Genomic DNA, 23,901 nt, shown 5'->3' on the forward strand with positions numbered 1-23,901 from the left:
GCAGAAGACAACTTAGATCAGCGGCGGCATGGGCGGTTGCTCGACCACCACGGGGGCTTCGCGCGCCACCCGCAGTTCGCGCTTGAGCCGGCCATTCTCCATGCGCAGGCGCACCATGGCCGGCATCGACGACACCAGCCCGGCCAGCAGCCCCACCACGAAGAACGCGAGGCCGATCAGGATCAAAGGCGCCGACCACGCGTAGCCAGCGAGGAAATTCAGCGTAGCGGGTTGTGTATTGGAGAGCGCGAGCACCAGCAGCAGCACGAACACCAGCACACGGATCAGCCAGACGATAAATTTCATGAATAGGTCTCTTGACGGCAGTTGCGGGGTGACGCCGGCTTGATGACGCGTCGCGCCACGGTGTTGCCCGCGCCGAAGTGACCCGTATTGTAATTGAAGCCCTCGCGGCTGGGCAGGAACTGGCGGATAGAGGACTTGCGCGAGGTGTGCGTTGCCGCAAACGAACGCGTCCGCGGGGTGTTCGGGCGAACGAAAACTACGGACGAAAAAAAAGCGCCCGAAGGCGCTTTTTCTGGTCTTTTGCCGTCTGGCTTTGGCCGCTGACGCTGCCGATGCCACGCTGCCGACCCGCGCAGCAAAGCATTTACAGATCGTCATCCGGCTCTTCGGCCTTCATCGGCTCGCCCGCGCGACGATCTACCCGCTCGCGCAACTCCTTGCCGGGCTTGAAGTGCGGTACATACTTCTCAGGTACCAACACCTTCTCGCCCGATTTCGGATTACGCCCGACACGGGAGGGACGACGGTTGAGGCCGAAGCTGCCGAAGCCGCGAATTTCGATGCGATGACCGTTGGCAAGCGCCTCCGACATCGCATCAAGCATCGTCTTCACCGCGAAATCCGCATCTTTAAGTACAAGCTGCGGAAATCGCGTAGCCAGCTGGGCGACCAATTCCGATTTGGTCATACTGCAGCAGACCCCTTAAGAAAACGCTGGGCTTACTGGTTCTGGCCGTCGAGCTTGGCCTTCAGCAGCGCGCCGAGGTTCGTCGTGCCGGTAGCAGCCGAGCTCGAATCCGACGAAGCCAGGCCGCGGATCGCTTCCTGTTGCTCAGCCGAATCCTTGGCCTTGATCGACAGGTTGATACCACGCGACTTGCGATCGATGTTGATGATCATCGCATTGACCTTGTCGCCGTCCTTCAGCACGTTGCGAGCATCTTCCACGCGGTCTTGTGCGATTTCCGAAGCGCGCAGGTAGCCTTCGACTTCAGCCGACAACGTAACCACTGCACCCTTCGCGTCCACCGTCTTGACCACGCCGTCGACGATCGAACCCTTGTCGTTCATTGCAACGAAGTTGCTGAACGGGTCGCCTTCGAGCTGCTTGATACCCAGCGAAATGCGTTCCTTCTCGACGTCGATGCCGAGAACGATCGCTTCCACTTCGTCGCCCTTCTTGTACTTGCGAACCGCTTCTTCGCCCGTTTCGCTCCACGACAGGTCCGACAGGTGAACCAGACCGTCGATGCCGCCCGGCAGACCGATGAAGACGCCGAAGTCGGTGATCGACTTGATTGCGCCTTGCAGCTTGTCGCCCTTCTTGAAGTTGCGGCTGAAGTCGTCCCACGGGTTCGGCTTGCATTGCTTCATGCCGAGGCTGATACGGCGGCGGTCTTCGTCGATTTCGAGAACCATGACTTCGACTTCGTCGCCCAGCTGAACAACCTTCGACGGTGCGACGTTCTTGTTCGTCCAGTCCATTTCCGACACGTGGACCAGGCCTTCGATGCCCGATTCCACCTCGACGAATGCGCCGTAGTCGGTGATGTTGGTGACCTTACCGAACAGGCGCGTGCCCGACGGGTAACGGCGCGAGATGCCTTCCCACGGATCGTCGCCCAGTTGCTTGATACCCAGCGAAACGCGGTTCTTCTCTTGATCGAACTTGAGAATCTTCGCGGTGACTTCCTGGCCAACCGACAGCACTTCGCTCGGGTGACGCACACGACGCCATGCGATGTCGGTGATGTGCAGCAGGCCGTCGATACCGCCGAGGTCCACGAATGCGCCGTAATCGGTGATGTTCTTCACCACGCCTTCCACGATCGCGCCTTCCTTCAGCGTTTCGAGCAGCTTTGCGCGCTCTTCGCCTTGGGTTGCTTCGATCACGGCACGGCGCGACAGCACGACGTTGTTACGCTTGCGGTCGAGCTTGATGACGCGGAATTCCAGCGTCTTGCCTTCGTACGGGGTCGTGTCCTTGACCGGACGCGTGTCAACCAGCGAACCCGGCAGGAACGCGCGGATGCCGTTGACCATGACGGTCATGCCGCCCTTGACCTTGCCCGTGATCGTGCCGGTCACGAGTTCGTTGTTGTCGAGCGCCTTCTCCAGCGACAGCCACGAAGCCAGGCGCTTCGCCTTGTCGCGCGACAGGATCGTGTCGCCATAGCCGTTTTCCAGCGCGTCGATCGCGACGGAAACGAAGTCGCCCGCCTGCACTTCTACCTCGCCCGCGTCGTTCAGGAACTCTTCGAGCGGGATGTAGGCTTCGGACTTGAGACCAGCGTTGACGACCACGAAGTTGTGGTCAACACGCACGACTTCGGCGGAGATCACTTCGCCGGCGCGCATGTCTTGCTTGGTCAGCGACTCTTCGAACAGAGCCGCAAAAGATTCGGTATTCGGGTTGGAAGTTTGCAGGTCGGACATAAAAATCAAAATTTGCATGGTTCTCGCGGTGCCCGGCTGGCCGGACGGTCAGCAACTTCGGCAAGGATGCGAATGCCACGCGGGGTTAAAGGGTTAATACACGCTCCACGCCACGCGCGGAGCACCTACTGACTACGGTACTTCTACTGCGCCCACCGCTCAAACGCTACTCAAACATCAAGCATGCGGGACCCATGCTTCATACCACTGCACCACCTGCTCAACCGACTGGTCGATCGACAATGCGGAGGTATCAAGCAGCTTTGCATCCGCTGCGGGCTTGAGCGGCGCGGCTGTGCGCTGACTGTCGCGCTCGTCGCGCTCACGCAAATCCCGGAGCAAGTCATCCATATTAGCAGAAAATCCTTTTTGGATCAATTGCTTATGCCGGCGCGCCGCGCGGGCCTCGACGCTGGCGGTCATGAACACCTTCAGTACGGCGTCCTGGAAGATCACGGTGCCCATGTCGCGGCCGTCGGCGACCAGTCCCGGTTCCTTACGGAAAGCCCGCTGGCGCGCCACCAGCGCGGTTCGCACGGGCGCGTGCACGGCAATCGCCGAGGCGCGGCTGCCGACTTCCTCCGCGCGAATATCGGTGGATACATCAGTGCCGTCGAGTTGCGCCAGCCCTTCGCGAAAGGTGATGTGCAAGTCGTCGATCAGGTTTACAAGGGCGTCTATGTCGTTCGCCGCGACGTTGTAGCGAATGCTGGCCAGCGCGGCGAGCCGATACAGTGCGCCGCTGTCCAGCAAGTGGAAGCCGAGGCTTGCTGCAACCAGCGCGGCCACGGTGCCTTTGCCGGAGGCACTCGGGCCGTCGATCGTAATGACGGGCGTTTGGTGAAAGGGACGGGTCGGTTTCATCGAAAAAGTCGCACGTCAGTCGATTCGGGGACGAATCAGGGTTGAGCGAGCGCGGTGAAGCGCTCGAAATAATCGGGGAACGTCTTGCCGACGCACTTCGGGTCGTTGATCCGGATCGGCACGCCGCCGAGACTCACCAGCGAGAAGCACATCGCCATGCGGTGATCGTCGTAGGTGTCGATCGCGGCGTTCGGGATCAGCGTTTCAGGCGGCGTGACGACGAGGAAATCCTCACCCTCCTGCACCTGCGCGCCGACCTTGCGCAGTTCCGTCGCCATTGCGGCGATCCGGTCGGTTTCCTTCACGCGCCAGCTGGCGATGTTACGCAGCGTGGTCGCACCGTCGGCGAACAGTGCGGCGACGGCGATCGTCATCGCGGCATCGGGAATCAGGTTGAAGTCCATGTCGATCGGGTCGAGCTTGCCGTTGTCGTTGCCGACACCGCGTACTTCAATCCAGTCGTCGCCCATCTGCAGGTTCGCGCCCATCTTGATCAGGGCATCGGCAAAGCCGACGTCGCCCTGGATGCTGGCCCGCCCGACGCCTTCCACCCGCAACGGGCCGCCGCCGAGCGCGCCGGCCGCCAGAAAATACGATGCCGACGACGCATCGCCTTCCACCATGATCGTGCCCGGCGACTGATAACGCTGCCCCGCCGGCACGACGAACTGGTGCCAGCCGTTGCGTTCGACCTTGATGCCGAAGCGCTCCATCAGCTTGATCGTGATTTCGATGTACGGCTTCGAGATCAGTTCGCCGTCCACCTGCACAGTGCTCACGCCGCTTTCGGTACGCAACAGCGGCAGCGTCATCAGCAGCGAGGTCAGGAACTGGCTCGACACGTCGCCGCGCACGCGGATCGGCGCGTCGGCCAGAATCCGCGCCGGGCGAATCCGCAACGGCGGATAGCCTTCATTCTCTTCGTAGTCGATCGTCGCGCCGATCTGCCGCAAGCCGTCGACCAGGTCGCCGATCGGCCGCTCGTGCATGCGCGGTACGCCGTGGATACGATAGTCGCCACCATTGACCGCGAGCGCCGCGGTCAGCGGCCGCACCGCCGTGCCGGCGTTGCCGAGGAACAGGTCGGCCGTGCGCGCCGTGAACGCGCCGCGCGTGCCGGTCACGACACAGGTGTCGCCTTCACGCTTCAACCGCACGCCGAGCTTTTCGAGCGCCTCGAGCATCACGCGCGTATCGTCCGAATCGAGCAGGTTCGTGATGGTCGTTTCTCCCTCGGCGAGCGCCGAGAGCAGCAACACACGATTCGAAATGCTCTTCGAACCGGGCAGGCGAACCGTGCCGGACGCACGAGAAAATGGTCCGAGATCGAGGAATTCCATGATTGAGTCCAGTTTCCGGTTATTTCGAGGCATCGCCGAGGGCGGCCCCGGCAGTGCGCTGTTCCTGCCATTCGCTGCGCGCGACCCGCGAGCGGGCGAACACGGCTTCGAGCGCGGCGCCGTCGGCGGCGTCGATTGCCGCGCGTAAGCGCGCGAGCACCGCTGTGTAGGCATCCAGCTCATCCAGCAGCGCAACGCGATTCGCGACGCACACGTCACGCCACATTTCCGGGCTCGACGCGGCGATGCGCGTGAAGTCGCGGAAACCGCCGGCGGCGAATGAGAATTTCAGCGCGGCGTCGGGCGAATTGAGAATCTGTTCGACGAGCGCGAATGACAGCACGTGCGGCAAATGACTGACCGAGGCGAGCACGCGGTCATGCTGGTCGGGCGCCATGTCGCGCACGCAAGCGCCGGTTGCGCGCCACATCGCGGCAACGCGCTCGACCGTTTCCGGTGCATTCTCCGGCAGCGGGCACAACACGACATTGCGGTTCACATACAGGTCAGGCAAGGCGGCATCCGGGCCGCTCGCCTCACGCCCGGCAATCGGATGCCCCGGCACGAACTGGGCGACGCGCGCACCGAGCGCCGCACGGGCAGCGGAAACCACGTCGGACTTGGTGCTGCCGGCGTCGGTGACGATCGTGCCTGCCTCAAGAAACGGTGCAATGCGTTGGAGCAACGGCTGCGTCTGGGCGACGGGCGCGGCAAGCAGCACAAAGTCTGCGCCGGACAGCGCATCACGCAACGCGGCGTCGTCATTCAGCGCCGCGGCTGCGTCGATCACGCCCAACGCCAGAGCGCGGGCTGTCGACGCGGACGAACGCCCGACGCCGATCACCGTGCGCGCGCCTGCCACCTCGCCCCGCTCGCGCAGCGCGCGCGCAAGCGATCCGCCGATCAGGCCGACACCGAAAATCACCAGCTTATTAAAAGAGAACGCGGCCACGTCGGTCACAGAAAAAGCGCGCTATTCATGCAAATGAGGCGCGCGGGTCAAGGTCTACCGCTTACGCGGTGGCGAGCGTCTTTTCGAGCGCCGCAAGGAACGCTTCGTTTTCTTCCGGCAGGCCGATCGTGATGCGCAGCCATTGCGGCAACCCATAATTGCCGACCGGGCGCACGATCACGCCCTGCTTCAGCAACGCCAGGTTGACCCGGTTGCCGGCTGCGTCGTCGTTGCCGACGCGCACCAGCACGAAGTTGCCATCTGACGGCACGTACTCGAGACCGAGTTTGTCGAACGCTTCGGTCAGACGACGGTAGCCTTGCGCGTTCAACGCCGCACTCTGTTCCAGAAACGCCTTGTCATTTAGCGCGGCGATCGCAGCGGCCTGCGCCAACGTGTTCACGTTGAACGGCTGACGCAGACGGTTCAGCAGATCCGTCAATTCAGGCTGCGCAATCGCGAAGCCCACGCGCAAGCCCGCCAGGCCAAACGCCTTCGAAAACGTGCGCGACACCAGCAGATTCGGATAACGACGCACCCACGCAATGGAGTCGTAGCGTTTTTCTTCCGGCAGATACTCCGTGTACGCCTCGTCGAGCACAACGGCCACGTGAGGTGGCACCCTATCCAGAAACGCTTCGAGCTTCGCGCCTTCGATGAACGTGCCGGTCGGATTGTTCGGGTTGGCGACGAAGATCAGGCGCGTATCGTCGGTGATCGCGGCAAGCATGGCCTCGAGATCGTGACCGTACTTGACGGCCGGCACGACGATCGCGCGCGCGCCCACGCCTTGCGTGGCCAGTGCGTAGACCGCGAACGAATACTGCGCGTAGACGATCGACTGCCCCTTCTCGACGAATGCATGTGCGGCGATTTCGAGGATGTCGTTGCTGCCGTTGCCAAGTGTTACCCAGTCGGCCGGCACACCGTAACGCTCGCTCAGCGCCGCCTTCAGTTCGAATGCATTCGCGTCCGGATAGCGGCCGAGTTCGCTGGCGGCCTGCGCCATCGCGCGCTGTGCCGATTCCGGCATGCCGAGCGGATTTTCGTTCGACGCGAGTTTCACGATGGTCGCTTCGTCGAGGCCGAACTCGCGGGCCACTTCCGAAATCGGTTTGCCGGCGATGTAAGGCGCAATCGCGCGAACATAGGAAGGACCGAAGGACGTTGTCATGAAAATCTCCGAACGACTAATTAGTAGTAGATGAATATGCGGTAGGCGCGCCCGACCGGCATGAGCGCGCCTCGACAGACCTTAGCGGGCGCGCGGATACGAGCCGAGTATCTTCAGGAACGCGGCCTTCTGGCCGAGTTCGGTCAGCGCGGCGGCGACCGCCGGTTCGTCGCGATGGCCTTCGACGTCGATATAGAAGTAATACTCCCACGTGCCGACGCGCGCCGGGCGCGACTCGAAACGGGTCATGGATACGCTATGTCGCGCCAACGGCTCCAGCAGCTTGAACACGGCGCCCGGCTCGTTCGCCACCGAAACGATCAACGATGTCTGGTCATGCCCGCTGACGCCGGTCCGCTCCTTGCCGATCATGACGAAACGCGTGCGATTGTGCGGGTCGTCCTGGATCAGCGCGTAGGCCACTTGCAGGCCATAGTGCGTCGCGGCACGATCGCCCGCGATGGCCGCAACGGCTGGGTCTTCCGCCGCCATGCGCGCGGCTTCGGCATTGCTCGACACCGCCTGGCGCTCGAGATGCGGCGCGTTGGTCGCGAGCCAGCGCTGGCACTGGGCAAGCGCCTGCGCATGCGCGCACACGCGCTTCACGCCGGTGAGACCGCCGTTCAGCGTCAACAGATTGTGGTGAATCGGCAAGGCCAGTTCGCCACCAATTGTGAGTTGCGTTTGCAACAGCAGATCGAGCGTACGCGACACCGCGCCTTCGGTCGAATTCTCGACCGGCACGACGCCGAATTCCGCGGCGCCGGCTTCCACCGAGCGAAACACTTCGTCGATCGACGGGCACGGCAGACCTTCGATCGACTGACCGAAGTACTCGTGCATGGCCTGTTCGCTATACGTGCCGATCGGGCCGAGATAAGCGGCCTTGATGGTCTTTTCGAGCGCGCGGCTCGCGGCCATGATCTCGCGCCAGATTGCGCTGATATGTTCGCTCGCGAGTGGCCCGTCGCTCATGTCCTGCAAGCGCGCGATCACCTGCTGTTCGCGCTCCGGCCGGAACACCGGCGCATTGAAATGCTTCTTGACCTCGCCCACTTCGAGCGCCACCGCGGCACGCTGATTGAGGAGCGCGATCAACTGCGCGTCGAGCGCGTCGATGCGTTCGCGAAGGGGTTTGAGTCGGGTATTGAGTTCGTCGTCCATGCGTGAAAACGGCCCTGCCGGGTAACTGCTGGAAAGGATGCGCGCGCCTGAAGGTCCAGGACAATCAGGCGCTGCGCTGTTCGAATTCCTTCATGTATTCGACAAGCGCTTTGACGCCTTCGAGCGGGACAGCGTTATAAATCGACGCCCGCATGCCGCCGACGGACTTGTGGCCCTTTAGCTGCACCATTCCCCGCGCTTTTGCGCCGGCCAGGAAATCTTCGTTGCGCGACTCGTCGACGAGAAAAAACGGTACGTTCATCCGCGAGCGGGAGCCACGCTCGACCTTGTTCAAATAGAAGCCGCTCGAATCGATCGCGTCGTACAACAGCTTCGATTTTTCGAGGTTACGCGCTTCCATCGCAGCAAGGCCACCCTGCTTCTTCAACCACTTGAACACCAGTCCCGCGATGTAGATCGCGTAGGTGGGTGGCGTGTTGTACATCGAATTGTTCTCGGCGACGGTCTTCCACTCGAACGCCGACGGACAGATCGACTGGGCGCGATCCAGCATGTCTTCGCGCACGATCACGACCGTCACGCCCGCCATGCCGATGTTCTTCTGCGCGCCGCCGAACAGCACGCCGTATTTGGCGATGTCCATGGGGCGCGACAGGATATGCGACGAGGCGTCGGCCACCAGCGGAATATCGCCGAGATCGGGAATCTCGAATGTCTCGACGCCGTGGATGGTCTCGTTGGTGCACAGATGCACGTAAGCCGGATCGTCCGACAGTTGCCATTCGGAACGTGCCGGCGCGCGCGTGAAGCCTTCGGCCGTCTGGCCGCTCGCCGCGAGATGCACCGTGCCGTACTTTTGCGCTTCCTTCAGCGACTTCTGCGACCACGAACCGGTCACGACGAAATCCGCGCGCGGTTTCGCGCCCATCAGATTCAACGGCACGATCGCGTTTTCGCCCAGGCCGCCCCCTTGCAGGAACAGGATGCGGTGGCTGGCCGGCACCTCGAGCAACTCACGCAGATCCACTAGCGCTTCCTCGTGGATCGACATGAATTCTTTGCCGCGATGGCTCATTTCCATCACGCTCATGCCACTGCCCTGCCAATCGAGCATCTCGCCGGCTGCCTGGCGCAGCACTTCTTCTGGCATGGCCGCGGGGCCGGCGGAGAAATTAAAGACGCGCATCGTGAGATCCTGGAAGCTGGCGCGAGCGTGACGACGCACATTTAACGACAATTTCGCGCCCAAAAAGAAAATGGCCGTCTGCGCGTGTGCGCAAACGGCCATTATCGCATTGTCACCGCCAACCCGCCAAACCCCGCATGCCGTATGGCTTGCGAGAGGCGGCCAACGCGATGTCAGCGCAGCCTTTCGACTGTTGACTTACTCAGCCGGCCTCACTGAGTCGACTTACTTCGCCGACTTGACCGAAGCGACTTCCTTGTCAGCCTGGTCACGCGTTGCCTTGATCGATTGCGGCATGTACTTTTGCATCAAGCCGTTCACGACGTCGCGGCCAACCTGGTCCTGGACCTGGATGAACTTGCGGCCGGTCGGGCTCTTGTAGAACGTGGTCAGATCCTTGATTTCCGACGTGCTGTAGTACTTTGCGTAAGCGTCGTACTGAGCTTGCATTGCGTCCTGGCGGAAGCTGTCCGTTGCGAACACCTGGCCTGCGCCGTCAACCAGCTTCGGCACTGCGTTCTTTTGCAGCGCCGGGACGGAAGCCTGCTTCTGCTTATCCGTCATCGTCTTGTTTTCGCTCAGGGCGTCCGACAGGATAGCCGGAACCAGTTGCTTGGCTTGCATTTGCGCGCTGTTGCCGATTGCACCGACGAGCTTCTGTGCGTCGATTGCGTCCAGCAGGTCCTTGATTGCAGCCTGCTTGGCCGGATCAACCGGTGCCGCGGCAGCAGCCGGAGCCGCCGGTGCCGAGCTCTGAAGCGCTTGAGCCATGGCGAAGGTCGGCACGAGGGCAGCCAGCAACATCAGTTGTTTGAATCGTTTTTGCATCATTACTCCCTAAGAGAAATTAATTTGAACTGTGAGCCGCGCGGGATGCGTATCGGCCCGATACGCCTTATTTCCCAGCGCAGCTTTCAACCAATCACTGAAAACTGAAAGCCGCCGACGCGAATCAGGCCGCACCACCGTCTTCACCGCCGTTGTCGCCTTCGGCAGGACCTTCGGTGTCGCCTTCCACATCTGCATCTACATCTACATCCGCTTCCGCCTCAGCAACCTGTTGCAGACCTGAAAGCTTGGTCCCTTCATCAAGGCTGATGAGTGTAACACCTTGGGTTGCGCGCCCCATTTCGCGAATTTCCGATACCCGCGTACGAATCAGCACGCCCGTATTGGTGATAAGCATGATCTGCGCTTCCGAATCCACCAGCGTGGCGGCGACCACCTTGCCGTTACGTTCCGACGTCTGGATCGCGATCATTCCCTTCGTACCGCGGCCGTGACGGGTGTATTCGGTGATCGGCGTGCGCTTGCCGAAGCCGTTTTCGGTTGCGGTAAGCACCGACTGCTGCTCGTCGCCCGCCACCAGCAACGCAATCACGCTCTGGCCGTCTTCGAGCTGCATGCCGCGCACACCACGCGCTTCACGACCCATCGGACGCACGTCGTTTTCATCGAAACGCACCGCCTTGCCGGAATCCGAGAACAGCATGACATCATGCTGGCCGTCCGTGATGGCGGCGCCAATCAGGTAGTCGCCGTCATCCAGGCCGACCGCAATAATACCCTTGCGCAACGGCCGGCTGAAGGCTTCCAGCGGCGTCTTCTTTACCGTTCCCAACGCAGTGGCCATGAACACGAACTTGTCGGCCGAGAACTCCTTGACCGGCAGCACGACCGTGATCTTCTCGCCGTCCTGCAACGGGAACATATTGACGATCGGCCGGCCGCGAGAATTCCGCGAGCCCTGCGGCACTTCATAGACCTTGACCCAGTAGACTCGGCCGCGATTCGAAAAGCACAGGATGTGATCGTGCGTGTTGGCGATAAACAGCGTGTCGATCCAGTCGTCTTCCTTCATGGACGTGGCCTGTTTGCCGCGACCACCGCGCTTCTGTGCGCGATATTCGGACAACGGCTGCGATTTCACGTAGCCGGCGTGCGACATGGTCACGACCATTTCTTGCGGCGTGATCAGGTCTTCGGTGTTCAGCTCGGTTGCGTTCAGCTCGATCTTCGAACGGCGCGCGTCGCCGAATTCGGCTTTGATCGACGTCAGTTCGTCGACGATGATTGCCGTAATGCGTTCCGGGCGAGCCAGGATGTCCAGCAGGTCGGCGATTTGCGCCATCACTTCGCGGTACTCGCCGATGATCTTGTCCTGCTCCAGACCCGTCAGGCGTTGCAGACGCATCTGCAAGATTTCCTGAGCCTGGGTGTCGGACAAACGGTAGAGGCCGTCGGACTGCATACCGAATGACGGATTCAAACCGTCCGGACGATAAGCCTCACGGCCGCCGGCCGTCGCGTTTTCCGTCTCGGCGCGCGACAACATTTCGCGCACCAGCGACGAATCCCACGGCCGCGCCATCAATTCCTGCTTGGCGATCGGCGGAGTCGGCGCGGCCTTGATGATCGCGATGAACTCGTCGATGTTGGCCAGCGCGACCGCCAGACCTTCGAGCACGTGACCGCGTTCGCGAGCCTTGCGCAACTCGTATACAGTGCGCCGCGTCAGCACTTCCCGGCGATGCGACAGGAAGCACGCCAGCATTTCCTTCAGGTTCAGCAGCTTCGGCTGGCCGTCGACCAGCGCGACCATGTTCATGCCGAAGGTGTCCTGAAGCTGGGTCGCCTTATACAGATTGTTGAGAACGACCTCCGGCACTTCGCCGCGCTTCAACTCGATCACGACGCGCATGCCGCTTTTGTCGGATTCGTCGCGGATGTCGGAGATGCCTTCGAGCTTCTTCTCGTTGACCAGTTCGGCGATGCGCTCCAGAAGCGAACGCTTGTTCACCTGATACGGCAACTCGTCGACGATGATCGACATGCGTTGGCCGCGGTCGATTTCCTCGAAGTGCGTAAGCGCGCGCATCAACACGCGGCCGCGGCCGGTGCGATAGCCGTCGCGCACGCCGGCCACGCCGTAGATGATGCCGGCGGTCGGGAAATCAGGCGCCGGGATGATCTCGATCAGTTCGTCGATCGTGGCTTCCGGGTTTTTCAGCAGGTGCTGACAAGCGTCGACAACCTCGTTGAGGTTGTGCGGCGGGATGTTGGTCGCCATGCCGACCGCAATTCCGGACGAGCCATTGATCAGCAGATTGGGAATACGCGCCGGCAGGATGGCCGGCTCGTTTTCGCTGCCGTCGTAGTTCGGCGTGAAGTCGACGGTTTCCTTGTCGATGTCGGCCAGCAGTTCGTGGCCGATCTTTGCCATGCGGATTTCGGTGTACCGCATCGCCGCGGCGTTGTCGCCGTCGACCGAACCGAAGTTGCCCTGACCGTCCACCAGCATGTAGCGCAGCGAGAAATTCTGCGCCATCCGGACGATGGTGTCGTAGACAGCCGTGTCGCCGTGCGGGTGATATTTACCGATGACGTCGCCGACAATACGCGCCGACTTCTTGTAAGCCCGGTTCCAGTCGTTGTTCAGTTCGTGCATCGCGTACAGCACGCGCCGGTGTACCGGCTTCAGGCCATCGCGGACATCGGGAAGCGCACGCCCCACGATCACGCTCATCGCGTAATCGAGATACGAACGGCGCATTTCCTCCTCTAGGGAGATTGGCAGAGTCTCTTTGGCGAATTGATCCATTATCCGTATCTTTTACGTGCCAAGGCGACGGAAATGCCGCGCCTTCGCGTAAGCATTGCAGGCGCAACGCATCACGCGATTCTAACATGCCGCGCATCCGCCCCCGGCGGGGGTACGTATACCTATTAGCGGGCGAACCCACGGGCATCTGGACGCCCCACCGTCGATCGAGGGCAGGCTCGATTCGTGCGTGGGCCAATCCGCCGCTCAGCCATGACTGGCGGCCCCTCCAAGGAATTGCTTTTGTTGCGCATGCACCACAATTGGCGGGCGTTTTGATCGGGGGCAGATTTTTTTATCGTCGGAAGGGAACGATATGGCAAAATGCCAACGCACAAAGAGTTAGACACTGCTCGAAGTCTACACAGCACGTTTTTTGTTCTACACCGATGTTATACTTCGAGCAATGTATGACTTGTCTTCGTCAACAGGCTCGCAGTAAACCTGCGGTAATCTCAATTTCGAGAGGAGAAATATGAATAAACTTTCAAAGCTCGCGTTCATTGCAGCTACCGCAGTTATGGCTGCATCCGCCATGGCGCAATCGGTGCCGGCGTCGCGACAAGCCACGAACGACAACTGGGTGAATGGTACCGGCGAATACGTGTGGATGAACGGCACGAACGAGCTTTGCTGGCGCGATGCATTCTGGACGCCGGCAACGGCCAACGCTAAGTGCGATGGCGCCCTGGTTGCCCAGGCTCCGACCCCGCCGGCTCCGGTCGCACCTCCTGCACCCGCTATCACGAGCCAAAAGATTACGTATCAGGCCGACGCACTGTTCGACTTCGACAAGGCTATCCTGAAGTCGAGCGGCAAGGAAAAGCTGGACGATCTGGCATCGAAGATCGGCGCGCTGAACCTTGAAGTCGTCGTCGCAACGGGTTACACGGACCGTATCGGTTCGGACAAGTACAACGACCGTCTGTCGCTGCGTCGCGCTCAAGCTGTGAAGTCGTACCTGGTCAGCAAGGGTATCGAATCCAACCGTGTTTACACGGAAGGCAAGGGTAAGCGCAACCCGGTCACGACCGGTTGCAACCAGAAGAACCGTAAGCAACTCATCGCCTGCCTCGCACCGGATCGCCGCGTGGAAGTCGAAGTTGTGGGTACTTCGAAGCAGTAAGCTACAAAATACCGCAGTATTAAAGCCCCGCTTCGGCGGGGCTTTTTTTATGCCGACGCTTCAGACGCCCCGCGCTTTCTCCGGGCTTGCCCGCACCGGGCACAGGAATAGAGCGGGCCACCCGGTGCGCGGCATTTTGCCGCCCCGTCTCTCGGCCTATATACTCAGGGTTTATCCTCGAGCGCCCGCTCACCGCTCTCATCGAGGCAGCTTCCGCTATGACCAACGCCGATCCCCACGAACTGCAGAAATTTAGCGACCTTGCTCATCGTTGGTGGGACCCCAATGCCGAATTCAAACCGCTGCATGAACTCAATCCGATTCGCCTGGGCTGGATCGACACGCACGCGCATCTCGCCGGCAAGACCGTGCTGGATATTGGCTGCGGCGGCGGCATTCTGTCGGAGTCGATGGCAGGCTTGGGCGCACATGTGAAGGGAATCGACTTGTCGAGCCAGGCACTCGGTGTGGCGGATCTTCACAGCCTTGAAAGCGGTGCAACTGTTAACTATGAAGAAATCGCCGCTGAGGCGCTCGCCGCGCGCGAACCCGGCACGTACGACGTCGTCACCTGCATGGAAATGCTCGAGCACGTGCCCGAACCGGCCGCTATCGTCGAGGCGTGCAAGACGCTCGTGAAACCTGGTGGCTGGGTGTTTTTCTCCACGCTGAACCGCAACGTGAAGTCCTATCTGTTTGCGGTGATCGCCGCTGAGTATGTCGCACGGATGCTGCCCAAGGGCACGCACGACTACGCGCGCTTCATCCGTCCGTCGGAATTGGCGAGCTTCGTGCGCGCCGCCGGCCTGCGTACGGTCGACATCAAAGGTATCGTCTACAACCCGCTCAGCAAGCATTTCACGCTGTCCGACGACACGAGCGTGAACTACATGCTCGCTTGCCGTCGCGACGTCTGATCCCCCGACCTGCACTGACCCCTGCCCAATCAATGAGTGATCCCACGCCCCTGCCCCAACGCGAAGACAACGATGATGCACTCGGTCTTTGCCAGGCTGTGCTGTTCGACCTCGACGGCACGCTAGCCGACACCGCACCCGATCTCGCCGCCGCCGTCAACAAAATGCGCCATGATCGCGGCCTCGAGATGGTGCCGCTCGAGGACCTGCGCCCGCTGGCGTCCGCTGGCGCACGCGGGCTGATCGGCGGGGCCTTCGGGGTCGGCCCCGACCATCACGAGTTCGCGTCGATGCGCGAGGAGTTTCTCGCCAACTACGAAGCGGACTTGTGCATCGAGACCACGCTGTTTCCAGGCATCCTCGAATTGCTCGACGATCTCGACGCACGGGGCGTGCGCTGGGGCATCGTGACGAATAAGGCCGCAAGGCTGACCGAGCCGCTGATCGCGCAACTCGGCCTTGAAGAGCGCGCTGGGTGCGTGGTGAGCGGCGACACGACCGCGCATTCGAAGCCGCACCCGGCGCCTTTGCTGCACGCCGCGCGCGAACTGGACATGGTGCCGGAACGCATCGTCTACGTTGGCGACGACCTGCGCGATGTGCAGGCGGGCTTCGCAGCCGGCATGAAGACCGTCGCGGCCGCCTACGGCTACTGCGGCAACGACATTCCGCCGACGCAATGGCACGCGCAGCATGTCGTGCAATCGCCCGCTGAATTACAGAAGCTGCTGCGCGATATCGGCTGAGCGTACTGCGAGCACAACGCGCGCACGGCGCACGCGGCGGCGCAACGATAAAGTGAGCAGGCGACAAGGCAATCAGCCAAGACGTGGCCGTCAAACTATTGTAAAATCTACGCTGGCCCATAAGTATTGGGCAACGAACCGCGGGGGCGACCTGGTTTCGACAGGGGTTGCGAAGCGGCTAGGGCATACCGAGGACCCGTCACCTCGTTAATCAATGGGAAAAACGTAACTGCAAACGACGAAACGTTCGCACTGGCAGCCTAAGGGCCGCCGTCCTCTGCCTAGTTCACTGACGGGCTAGAGTCGCAAGACCGGTAGCAATACCGACAGAGGTCATATACGTCAGTTAAGCCTTGGCGGCGTCACGACGCCCGGGTCGAAAACCTAGTGAATCGCCGTCACGCAGCGTGTTCGTCCGCGTCGTGGTGGTTAAATCAAATGACAGAACTAAGTATGTAGAACTAGTCGTAGAGTGCTTCTGGACGCGGGTTCGATTCCCGCCGCCTCCACCAGAACACCGCTTCAAGTTGCACGTTCAAGTTGCACCATCAAGACTCACTCAAACCCGTAAGCGGCTTGCCGCTTACGGGTTTTTTTGTGACCTGTCGCTCCAAGCCGGTGACCCGCGCCGCTGAAACAATGGAATAAACGCCTCCGCTGAATCGTTTAATCTCCACGCGCGGCCGCACGCCGCGTCCCGCGCGAGACCAACATCAAAATCCGGAGCCGACATCATGCGCAAGACTCTCTTCTGCCTCTCCACGCTTACGCTGCTCGCACTGCAACAAACCGCTTTCGCGGAACCGCCGAAGATCGATAATGGCCGCTTCGTCACTGCGGACGGCATGACGCTCTATACCTTCGACAAAGACACCAAGCCCGGCACAAGCGCCTGCACCGGCGCCTGCATGAACACCTGGCCGGCAGCGATGGCGAGCCCGTCGGACAAACCATCAGGCGACTGGACGTTGATCCCCTCCGCCGAGGGCAAACAGCAATGGGCGTACAAAGGCCATCCGCTGTATCGCTACGCAGCCGACAAGCAGGCGGGCGATATGAAGGGGGATGGCTTCAAGGACATGTGGCATGCGGCAAAGCCTTGACCGATAGCCGCTCGCGCGACACCAGGCGAAAACGCCGGCAGAACGCCGGCGCTGCAAACCGAACACGAAAAATTCGAACGCTTACTGGTCTTTAGGACACTGCAGGTTACAACCATTCGGATCGCCGTTGTCACCGCGCTTGCGCATGGCTGACTTCTTGTTGGACTGGTATTTGTCCGACGGCGCCGACGCGGCAAACGGCATCTGCGGATGTTCGGCAAGACGGAACTGATCTTGCAAAATGCCGCCCGGCACACCCGGCGAATTTTGTGCAAACGCCGGCGGAACGGTAGCGAGAAGCGCACCCGCCGTCGCAACGGCAGCACATGCGTGAAGCAGAACTTTCATATCGTTTCGGCGCGGCACGGCGCGCGATCAAGGCGTAAGCGGAAGGCTAGAGATTATCCCAAACGAACCTCATACGCAGCGCCAACGGCACCTTTATGTTTACAGGCTCTTACACCGCAACGGATTCGCCAAGCCCCACATCGAGATCGAGCAGTTTGCCGCAGTCGCGCGGATCGTAACCGTCGAGCTGTTCGACACTATGCCGAAACGCAGCGCCGCGCAGCAATTCGATCACTGTCGAGAGCGGCGTGCGCTCAAGCCGCGCGCGGTCGCACGCGAAGTAATAGTCTTCGTCGACGACCGGAATGAAGTCGAGCCCGAAGTGATGCGCCGCCGGCTCGACGCCGAAGCCCACATCCGCCATGCCGCTCGCCACAAACGCCGCGATCGCCGAATGCGTGAGTTCCGTCGACGCATAACCGTTGACCCGGTCCGGATCGACCCCGACGTTTCGCAGCGCGAGATCGAGCAGCATGCGCGTGCCGGAGCCGGGCTGACGATTGACAAAGCGAATGTCGTCGCGCGCCAGATCGCTTAGGCCGCCGATTCCCTTGGGGTTGCCCTTGCCGAGAAAGAGGCCCTGCTTGCGCCGCGTGAGATGCACGAGCACGTGACGCTGCGGATCGAGCCAGCGCCGATACGTATCGGCGCATACCGCGCGGAACTCGCCGAGCGGGAGATGAAAACCGGCCAGGTCGCATTCGCCGCGAGCAAGCGCACTGACCGCATCCGCACTGTCGCGGTACTTGATGACCACCGGAAGATCGTTCGCGACCAGCGCCGTCACCAGCGCCGCGACGGCATAACCGTGCGAGGCGTGAATCCGCACATCGTCCGCGGGTGGCGCGAGCCAGCGGTTCAGATCGCTGGCCACTTCACTGGCAAGCGCCTGCATGTTGCCGTCCAGCCGCTCGCCGCACAGACGCTGTGCCCGCAATACCGCTTGCCCGAGTTCGGACAGCACCGAGCCGCGCCCGCGCTCCTTTGCAATCAAAGGACCGCCCAAACGCTCCTCGATGCTGCGCAACAAACCCCACGCATGCCGGTAGGACAAACCCTTAAGCGTCGCCGCCTGCGCGATGCTGCCGGATTCATCCACCAGCGCGAGCAGCGGCACCACGTCCGACAGGCTTGCCTCGCGGCCGTCCGCACCCTTCACAACCAGCTGTGCCTGGCATTCGATCTTGATCATATATGTTCAATTCTTTCCTATTGCACGAGGCGTTTTGCCCGCCTATCGTTCGGCTATCCCATATCGAATAAACGAAGCATACGTGCACGTATTATGAATAACAAGTGCATATATGACTTTTGGAGGAGCCCCACTTGGACGATTCCCACGCCATCGCGCCGGAACAGCTCGTGCAGCGTCACGCGCAGCCGGGCATGTCGCTACTAGCGGTACTGCACGCAATTCAGGACGAACTCGGCCACGTCCCGCCCGACACGGTTGCGCCACTCGCGCAAGCCATGAACCTGTCGCGCGCGGAGGTCCACGGCGTCATCACCTACTATCACCACTTCCGCACGCAGCCCGCCGCGCCTGTCACGGTGCAGCTGTGCCGCGCGGAAGCATGCCGCAGCATGGGCACCGAAACGCTTGCGCAGCATATTGAGGCGCACACCGGTTGCCGTTTCGATGCAGAACATCAGCATGGCGCGACGGTGGAGCTGGAATCGGTGTATTGCCTGGGCCAATGCGCGTTGTCGCCGGCGCTAATGCTGAACGGCACGCTGCACGCCAAGGTCACGCCCCAAAAGTTCGACGCGCTATTCGCGGCCGCCAGCAAACGCGTGGAGGTCACGGCATGACGCGCATTTATGTTCCCTGCGATTCGTCGGCGCTGGCACTGGGTGCCGATGCATTGGCTCACGCAATCGAATCCGAAGCCGCACGCCGAGGCATGGAAATCGAACTGGTTCGCAACGGCTCGCGTGGCTTGCTGTGGCTTGAACCGCTCGTCGAAGTCGCCACGGCTGCGGGCCGCGTTGGCTACGCGAATGTGGAAGAGACCGACGTCGCGGCATTGTTCGATGCCGGATGGATGGAGGGCGGCGAGCACGCCCGCCGTGTCGGTCTAGTCGACGATATTCCGTATCTGAAGATGCAGCAGCGTCTGACGTTCGCACGCATCGGAATCACCGATCCGCTCTCGATCGACGACTATGTCGCGCACGGCGGTCTCGAAGGCTTGCGCAATGCGTTGCAAACCGACGGCGACGCCGCCTGCGAAGCCCTGATCGAATCGGGCCTGCGCGGCCGCGGCGGCGCGGCGTTTCCGGCCGGCATCAAATGGCGCACGGTGCGCGGCACTGAAGCAGCACAAAAGTACATCGTCTGCAATGCGGATGAGGGCGATTCCGGAACCTTCTCGGATCGCCTCGTGATGGAAAGCGACCCGTACGTGCTGATCGAAGGGATGATCATCGCGGGCATCGTGACCGGTGCGACCGTCGGCTACATCTATGTGCGCAGCGAGTATCCGCATTCGATCGCGACGCTCGACGCCGCGATCGCCAAAGCGCGCGCCGCCGGCTGGCTTGGCGCCAGCGTGCTCGGCTCGGCGGCGCATCGCTTTGAACTGTTCGTGGCGAAGGGAGCGGGCTCCTATGTTTGCGGCGAAGAAACCGCCCTCCTTGAATCGCTCGAAGGCAAACGCGGCATCGTGCGCGCGAAGCCGCCGGTACCGGCGTTGGTCGGTCTGTACGGCCAGCCGACAGTGATCAACAACGTCATCACACTCGCGACGGTGCCGATCATCTTCGCGCGCGGCGCGGCATTTTATAAAGACTTCGGCATGGGCCGCTCACGCGGCACGCTGCCGTTCCAGCTCGCGGGCAATGTGAAGCAAGGCGGTCTGGTCGAACTGGCGTTCGGTGTCACGCTGCGCGAATTGCTCTACGACTACGGCGGGGGCACCGCCAGCGGACGACCGGCGCGCGCGGTACAAGTCGGCGGCCCGCTCGGCACCTATCTGCCGGAAAGCCAGTGGGACATTCCGATCGACTATGAGGCGTACGCGGCAGTCGGCGCGGTGGTCGGCCACGGCGGCATCGTCGTGCATGACGACACCTCGAATCTCGCCGAGCTCGCCCAGTACGCGATGCACTTCTGCGCGCTGGAATCGTGCGGCAAATGCACACCGTGCCGGATCGGCTCGACGCGCGGCGTCGAAGTGATCGGGCGAATCCGCAACGGCGACACGTCCACGCGGCAAGTCCAATTGCTGCGCGATCTGTGCGACACGATGGTGTCCGGTTCGCTGTGCGCGATGGGCGGCATGACGCCGTTCCCCGTGCTGTCCGCGCTCGACCATTTCCCCGAAGACTTCGGTCTCGACAACGCGCACGATCACGCGCCCAAAGCGGCTGCGGCCTGACCCAGGAACCCATCATGTCCGACGTGCTCAACTCCCCTGCCGGCGCCCCGAACGAAGCCCCCTCGGGGGGTGGCTGCGGTTCCGGCAATTGTGCGTGCAAGTCGCAAGCACAACAACGCGCCACGCGCTCGCCCTTTGACGAAACCGACTACGGCACGCCGCTGCGCCATGCCGACGTCGACGTCACGCTCGAAATCGACGGCCAGGCGATAACGGTGCCGGCCGGCACCTCGGTGATGCGCGCCGCCGCGGAAGCCGGCGTGAACGTGCCGAAGCTCTGCGCGACCGATTCGCTCGAACCGTTCGGTTCATGCCGCTTGTGTCTGGTTGAGATCGAAGGCAAGCGCGGCTATCCGGCCTCGTGCACCACGCCGGTTGAAGCCGGCATGAAGGTGCGCACGCAAACCGACCGTCTGCAGTCGCTGCGCCGTAACGTAATGGAGCTGTACATCTCCGATCACCCGCTCGATTGCCTGACCTGCCCCGCCAACGGCGATTGCGAATTGCAGGACATGGCGGGCGTCACCGGCTTGCGCGAAGTTCGCTACGGTTTCGACGGCGCGAATCACCTCAAGGACAAGAAAGACGAATCGAATCCTTACTTCACGTTCGACCCGGCGAAATGCATCGTCTGCAATCGCTGCGTGCGCGCGTGCGAAGAAACGCAAGGCACGTTTGCGCTGACCATCGCCGGGCGCGGTTTCGAATCGCGCGTGGCGGCGAGCGAAAACAAGCCGTTCATGGAATCGGAATGCGTGTCGTGCGGCGCGTGCGTTGCCGCCTGCCCGACCGCGACCTTGCAGGAAAAGACCGTCGTCATGCTCGGCCAGGCTGAGCATTCGGTCGTCACGACATGCGCGTATTGCGGCGTCGGCTGCTCGTTCAAGGCGGAGATGAAGGGCAATCAGGTCGTGCGCATGGTGCCGTATAAAAACGGCCAGGCGAACGAAGGCCACGCGTGCGTGAAAGGCCGCTTTGCATGGGGCTACGCGACGCACAAGGACCGCATCACCAAGCCGATGATCCGCGCGAAGATCACTGATCCGTGGCGCGAAGTCAGCTGGGAAGAAGCCATCAACTACGCGGCGTCGGAATTCCGCCGCATTCAGGCGAAACACGGCCGCGATTCGATCGGCGGCATTACCTCGTCGCGTTGCACGAACGAGGAAACGTATCTGGTGCAGAAGCTCGTGCGCGCCGCGTTCGGCAATAACAACGTCGACACCTGTGCACGCGTGTGCCACTCGCCGACGGGCTACGGTCTCAAGACCACGATTGGCGAATCGGCAGGCACGCAGACTTTCGCCTCGGTCGATAAGGCCGACGTGATCATGGTGATCGGCGCGAATCCGACCGACGGCCATCCGGTGTTCGGCTCGCGTCTGAAGCGCCGCATCCGCGAAGGCGCGAAGCTGATCGTCGTCGATCCGCGCCGCATCGATATTGTCGATACGCCGCACGTGAAGGCGTCGCATCATTTGCAATTGCGTCCGGGCACCAATGTGGCGGTCGTCAATGCGCTCGCGCATGTGATCGTGACCGAAGGCCTGCTGAACGAAGCGTTTATCGCCGAGCGCTGCGAAACGCGCGCGTTCGAGCAATGGCGTTCGTTCGTCGCCCTGCCCGAGAACGCGCCGGAAGCGACTGCGGAAGTCACCGGCGTCCCTGCCGCATCCCTGCGCGAAGCCGCACGCATCTACGCCACCGGCGGCAATGCCGCGATCTATTACGGCCTCGGCGTCACCGAACACGCGCAAGGTTCGACAATGGTGATGGGCATCGCGAATCTGGCGATGGCAACCGGCAACATCGGCCGCGAAGGTGTCGGCGTGAATCCGCTGCGCGGGCAGAACAACGTGCAGGGTTCGTGCGACATGGGCTCGTTCCCGCACGAACTGCCGGGCTACCGCCACATCGGCGATTCGATCACGCGCTCGTTGTTCGAGGAGGCATGGAACGTCACGCTGCAGCCCGAACCGGGCCTGCGCATTCCGAACATGTTCGACGCCGCCGTGCACGGCACCTTCATGGGTCTGTACTGCCAGGGCGAAGATATCGTGCAGTCCGATCCGAACACGCACCATGTGTCGGCGGCGTTGTCGTCGATGGAATGCATCGTCGTGCAGGACATTTTCCTCAACGAGACCGCGAAGTACGCGCATGTGCTGCTGCCGGGTTCGTCGTTCCTCGAAAAGGACGGCACCTTCACCAACGCGGAACGTCGCGTCTCGCGCGTGCGCAAGGTGATGCCGCCGGTGCCGGGTTACGCCGACTGGGAAGTCACCGTGATGCTTTCTCGCGCGCTCGGGTACGAGATGGATTACACGCACCCGTCGCAGATCATGGACGAGATCGCACGCCTCACGCCGACCTTCCAGGGTGTGTCGTACAAGAAGATCGACGAACTCGGCAGTATCCAGTGGCCATGCAACGAGAGCGCGCCCGACGGTACGCCGACCATGCACGTCGACACCTTCGTGCGCGGCAAGGGCAAATTCGTGATTACGAAGTTCATCGCAACGCAGGAGAAGGTCACACGCAAGTTCCCGCTGCTGCTCACCACAGGCCGCATCCTGTCGCAGTACAACGTCGGCGCGCAAACGCGCCGCACCGAGAACTCGCTCTGGCACGACGAAGACCGGCTGGAACTGCATCCGCACGATGCCGAGGAACGCGGCATCAAAACCGGCGATTGGGTCGGCATCGAATCGCGGGCGGGACAAACCGTGCTGCGCGCGAAAGTGACCGAGCGAATGCAGCCGGGGGTCGTCTACACGACGTTCCACTTCCCCGAATCAGGCGCGAACGTGATCACCACCGATAGCTCGGACTGGGCCACCAACTGCCCCGAGTACAAGGTGACCGCAGTGCAGGTGATGCCGGTTGAACAGCCGTCGCAATGGCAGCAGGACTATTCGCGCTTCAACACCGAGCAGCTGGAACTGCTGAAGCAACGCGAGTTGGCTAACACAACATCGGGTAAGTGAGGCAAGCCATGGACAATCAGAGCCTGATCAACATGGCGAACCAGATCGGCGAATTTTTCGATTCGATGCCGGACCGCGAAGAAGCCATCACCGGCATCGCCGATCATATCCGCCGCTTCTGGGAACCGCGCATGCGGCGCGCGTTGCTGGCGGCGCTCGACGAGCCCGATGCGAACGGTATCGCGATATCGGGCATTGTGAGGGAAGCGCTCGTCAAGCATCGTGACGAGCTGACGCCGGCCGCGCCTTCTACGGTATAGGCGGCAGCGTCCCCCAGCGCCTGCCGTGCATAAGGCGGCCCATGTGTCACGGGCCGCCTTATGCATGGTCGTCTCACGACCCGGTCTCAGACGACTGCAACAGGCAATCA

Annotated in this window: 21 protein-coding genes and 1 other RNA gene; 9 read left to right on the plus strand and 13 right to left on the minus strand. The window is 61.8% G+C overall.

The features are described from left to right. Positions 1 to 12 precede the first annotated feature (12 nt). The 11 genes from ACAX43_RS04790 to gyrA form a co-directional block, all read right to left on the minus strand. Positions 13 to 306 carry a lipopolysaccharide assembly LapA domain-containing protein gene (locus tag ACAX43_RS04790; protein ID WP_074282569.1) on the minus strand — a complete coding sequence of 98 codons (294 nt, stop codon included), beginning with the start codon at positions 304 to 306 and terminating at the stop codon, positions 13 to 15. A gap of 304 nt (positions 307 to 610) precedes the next feature. Continuing rightward, positions 611 to 934, minus strand: a complete 324-nt coding sequence (locus ACAX43_RS04795) for an integration host factor subunit beta (protein WP_370707278.1) — start codon at positions 932 to 934, stop codon at positions 611 to 613. A gap of 32 nt (positions 935 to 966) precedes the next feature. Then, entirely contained in the window at positions 967 to 2,700 is a 1,734-nt protein-coding gene (rpsA, locus tag ACAX43_RS04800; RefSeq protein ID WP_370707279.1) for a 30S ribosomal protein S1, read from the minus strand. A gap of 159 nt (positions 2,701 to 2,859) precedes the next feature. Beyond that, positions 2,860 to 3,546 (minus strand): (d)CMP kinase, encoded by a 687-nt coding sequence (cmk, locus tag ACAX43_RS04805; protein ID WP_370707280.1) that lies wholly within the window; start codon positions 3,544 to 3,546, stop codon positions 2,860 to 2,862. Positions 3,547 to 3,581: 35 nt separating this feature from the next. Then, positions 3,582 to 4,886 (minus strand): 3-phosphoshikimate 1-carboxyvinyltransferase, encoded by a 1,305-nt coding sequence (aroA, locus tag ACAX43_RS04810; RefSeq protein ID WP_370707281.1) that lies wholly within the window; start codon positions 4,884 to 4,886, stop codon positions 3,582 to 3,584. Positions 4,887 to 4,905: 19 nt separating this feature from the next. Next, positions 4,906 to 5,847, minus strand: coding sequence for a prephenate dehydrogenase (locus tag ACAX43_RS04815; protein ID WP_370707282.1), 942 nt, complete (start codon positions 5,845 to 5,847; stop codon positions 4,906 to 4,908). A 52-nt stretch (positions 5,848 to 5,899) separates the two neighbouring features. Continuing rightward, the gene (gene hisC, locus ACAX43_RS04820) at positions 5,900 to 7,012 is read right to left on the minus strand and encodes a histidinol-phosphate transaminase (protein WP_370707283.1); all 1,113 of its coding nucleotides are present in this window, start codon (positions 7,010 to 7,012) and stop codon (positions 5,900 to 5,902) included. Positions 7,013 to 7,093: 81 nt separating this feature from the next. Further along, on the minus strand, positions 7,094 to 8,176 hold the full coding sequence (gene pheA, locus ACAX43_RS04825; protein WP_370707284.1) for a prephenate dehydratase: 1,083 nt from the start codon (positions 8,174 to 8,176) through the stop codon (positions 7,094 to 7,096). A gap of 64 nt (positions 8,177 to 8,240) precedes the next feature. Further along, the gene (serC, locus tag ACAX43_RS04830) at positions 8,241 to 9,323 is read right to left on the minus strand and encodes a 3-phosphoserine/phosphohydroxythreonine transaminase (protein ID WP_370707285.1); all 1,083 of its coding nucleotides are present in this window, start codon (positions 9,321 to 9,323) and stop codon (positions 8,241 to 8,243) included. Positions 9,324 to 9,548: 225 nt separating this feature from the next. Further along, positions 9,549 to 10,151, minus strand: coding sequence for a DUF2059 domain-containing protein (locus tag ACAX43_RS04835; protein ID WP_370707728.1), 603 nt, complete (start codon positions 10,149 to 10,151; stop codon positions 9,549 to 9,551). Positions 10,152 to 10,275: 124 nt separating this feature from the next. Then, the gene (gene gyrA, locus ACAX43_RS04840) at positions 10,276 to 12,876 is read right to left on the minus strand and encodes a DNA gyrase subunit A (RefSeq protein WP_370707286.1); all 2,601 of its coding nucleotides are present in this window, start codon (positions 12,874 to 12,876) and stop codon (positions 10,276 to 10,278) included. A gap of 523 nt (positions 12,877 to 13,399) precedes the next feature. On the opposite strand from gyrA, the gene ompA reads away from it, so the two are divergent. From ompA to ACAX43_RS04865, 5 genes are all read left to right on the plus strand, one after another. Next, positions 13,400 to 14,050: an outer membrane protein OmpA gene (ompA, locus tag ACAX43_RS04845; RefSeq protein ID WP_370707287.1), complete on the plus strand. Its 651-nt coding sequence runs from the start codon at positions 13,400 to 13,402 to the stop codon at positions 14,048 to 14,050. Between the two features lie 218 nt (positions 14,051 to 14,268). Continuing rightward, positions 14,269 to 14,967 carry a bifunctional 2-polyprenyl-6-hydroxyphenol methylase/3-demethylubiquinol 3-O-methyltransferase UbiG gene (ubiG, locus tag ACAX43_RS04850; RefSeq protein ID WP_370707288.1) on the plus strand — a complete coding sequence of 233 codons (699 nt, stop codon included), beginning with the start codon at positions 14,269 to 14,271 and terminating at the stop codon, positions 14,965 to 14,967. A 32-nt stretch (positions 14,968 to 14,999) separates the two neighbouring features. Then, on the plus strand, positions 15,000 to 15,713 hold the full coding sequence (gene gph, locus ACAX43_RS04855) for a phosphoglycolate phosphatase (RefSeq protein ID WP_370707289.1): 714 nt from the start codon (positions 15,000 to 15,002) through the stop codon (positions 15,711 to 15,713). A 142-nt stretch (positions 15,714 to 15,855) separates the two neighbouring features. After that, positions 15,856 to 16,225: a transfer-messenger RNA gene (gene ssrA / locus ACAX43_RS04860) on the plus strand. A 222-nt stretch (positions 16,226 to 16,447) separates the two neighbouring features. Beyond that, on the plus strand, positions 16,448 to 16,816 hold the full coding sequence (locus ACAX43_RS04865; RefSeq protein ID WP_370707290.1) for a hypothetical protein: 369 nt from the start codon (positions 16,448 to 16,450) through the stop codon (positions 16,814 to 16,816). A gap of 81 nt (positions 16,817 to 16,897) precedes the next feature. On the opposite strand, the gene ACAX43_RS04870 is transcribed toward ACAX43_RS04865, so the two are convergent. Both ACAX43_RS04870 and ACAX43_RS04875 read right to left on the minus strand, forming a co-directional pair. Then, complete coding sequence (locus ACAX43_RS04870; protein ID WP_370707291.1) at positions 16,898 to 17,164, minus strand: hypothetical protein; 267 nt, start codon at positions 17,162 to 17,164, stop codon at positions 16,898 to 16,900. Between the two features lie 109 nt (positions 17,165 to 17,273). After that, entirely contained in the window at positions 17,274 to 18,356 is a 1,083-nt protein-coding gene (locus ACAX43_RS04875) for a substrate-binding domain-containing protein (RefSeq protein WP_370707292.1), read from the minus strand. Positions 18,357 to 18,490: 134 nt separating this feature from the next. Between ACAX43_RS04875 and ACAX43_RS04880 the strand changes: the two genes are divergently transcribed. Genes ACAX43_RS04880 through ACAX43_RS04895 form a run of 4 tightly spaced genes read left to right on the plus strand, consistent with a single transcriptional unit; the run spans position 18,491 to position 23,791 of the window. Next, positions 18,491 to 18,976, plus strand: coding sequence for an NAD(P)H-dependent oxidoreductase subunit E (locus tag ACAX43_RS04880; RefSeq protein WP_370707293.1), 486 nt, complete (start codon positions 18,491 to 18,493; stop codon positions 18,974 to 18,976). Next, the gene (locus ACAX43_RS04885) at positions 18,973 to 20,544 is read left to right on the plus strand and encodes a formate dehydrogenase beta subunit (RefSeq protein WP_370707294.1); all 1,572 of its coding nucleotides are present in this window, start codon (positions 18,973 to 18,975) and stop codon (positions 20,542 to 20,544) included. Before ACAX43_RS04880 ends, ACAX43_RS04885 begins: the two co-directional genes overlap by 4 nt. A gap of 14 nt (positions 20,545 to 20,558) precedes the next feature. Then, positions 20,559 to 23,531, plus strand: a complete 2,973-nt coding sequence (gene fdhF / locus ACAX43_RS04890) for a formate dehydrogenase subunit alpha (protein ID WP_370707295.1) — start codon at positions 20,559 to 20,561, stop codon at positions 23,529 to 23,531. A gap of 8 nt (positions 23,532 to 23,539) precedes the next feature. Beyond that, the gene (locus ACAX43_RS04895; protein WP_370707296.1) at positions 23,540 to 23,791 is read left to right on the plus strand and encodes a formate dehydrogenase subunit delta; all 252 of its coding nucleotides are present in this window, start codon (positions 23,540 to 23,542) and stop codon (positions 23,789 to 23,791) included. Positions 23,792 to 23,901 lie beyond the last annotated feature (110 nt).

It is taken from the genome of Paraburkholderia sp. IW21, assembly GCF_041321145.1.
In the GTDB taxonomy this organism is placed as follows: domain Bacteria; phylum Pseudomonadota; class Gammaproteobacteria; order Burkholderiales; family Burkholderiaceae; genus Paraburkholderia.

Coding starts and splice junctions, on each gene's coding strand:
- ACAX43_RS04790 (WP_074282569.1), bottom strand. CDS start 306: ATGAAATTTATCGTCTGGCTGATCCGTGTGCTGGTGTTCGTGCTGCTG.
- ACAX43_RS04795 (WP_370707278.1), bottom strand. CDS start 934: ATGACCAAATCGGAATTGGTCGCCCAGCTGGCTACGCGATTTCCGCAG.
- rpsA (WP_370707279.1), bottom strand. CDS start 2,700: ATGCAAATTTTGATTTTTATGTCCGACCTGCAAACTTCCAACCCGAAT.
- cmk (WP_370707280.1), bottom strand. CDS start 3,546: ATGAAACCGACCCGTCCCTTTCACCAAACGCCCGTCATTACGATCGAC.
- aroA (WP_370707281.1), bottom strand. CDS start 4,886: ATGGAATTCCTCGATCTCGGACCATTTTCTCGTGCGTCCGGCACGGTT.
- hisC (WP_370707283.1), bottom strand. CDS start 7,012: ATGACAACGTCCTTCGGTCCTTCCTATGTTCGCGCGATTGCGCCTTAC.
- pheA (WP_370707284.1), bottom strand. CDS start 8,176: ATGGACGACGAACTCAATACCCGACTCAAACCCCTTCGCGAACGCATC.
- serC (WP_370707285.1), bottom strand. CDS start 9,323: ATGCGCGTCTTTAATTTCTCCGCCGGCCCCGCGGCCATGCCAGAAGAA.
- ACAX43_RS04835 (WP_370707728.1), bottom strand. CDS start 10,151: ATGCAAAAACGATTCAAACAACTGATGTTGCTGGCTGCCCTCGTGCCG.
- gyrA (WP_370707286.1), bottom strand. CDS start 12,876: ATGCGCCGTTCGTATCTCGATTACGCGATGAGCGTGATCGTGGGGCGT.
- ompA (WP_370707287.1), top strand. CDS start 13,400: ATGAATAAACTTTCAAAGCTCGCGTTCATTGCAGCTACCGCAGTTATG.
- ubiG (WP_370707288.1), top strand. CDS start 14,269: ATGACCAACGCCGATCCCCACGAACTGCAGAAATTTAGCGACCTTGCT.
- gph (WP_370707289.1), top strand. CDS start 15,000: ATGAGTGATCCCACGCCCCTGCCCCAACGCGAAGACAACGATGATGCA.
- ACAX43_RS04865 (WP_370707290.1), top strand. CDS start 16,448: ATGCGCAAGACTCTCTTCTGCCTCTCCACGCTTACGCTGCTCGCACTG.
- ACAX43_RS04870 (WP_370707291.1), bottom strand. CDS start 17,164: ATGAAAGTTCTGCTTCACGCATGTGCTGCCGTTGCGACGGCGGGTGCG.
- ACAX43_RS04875 (WP_370707292.1), bottom strand. CDS start 18,356: ATGATCAAGATCGAATGCCAGGCACAGCTGGTTGTGAAGGGTGCGGAC.
- ACAX43_RS04885 (WP_370707294.1), top strand. CDS start 18,973: ATGACGCGCATTTATGTTCCCTGCGATTCGTCGGCGCTGGCACTGGGT.
- fdhF (WP_370707295.1), top strand. CDS start 20,559: ATGTCCGACGTGCTCAACTCCCCTGCCGGCGCCCCGAACGAAGCCCCC.
- ACAX43_RS04895 (WP_370707296.1), top strand. CDS start 23,540: ATGGACAATCAGAGCCTGATCAACATGGCGAACCAGATCGGCGAATTT.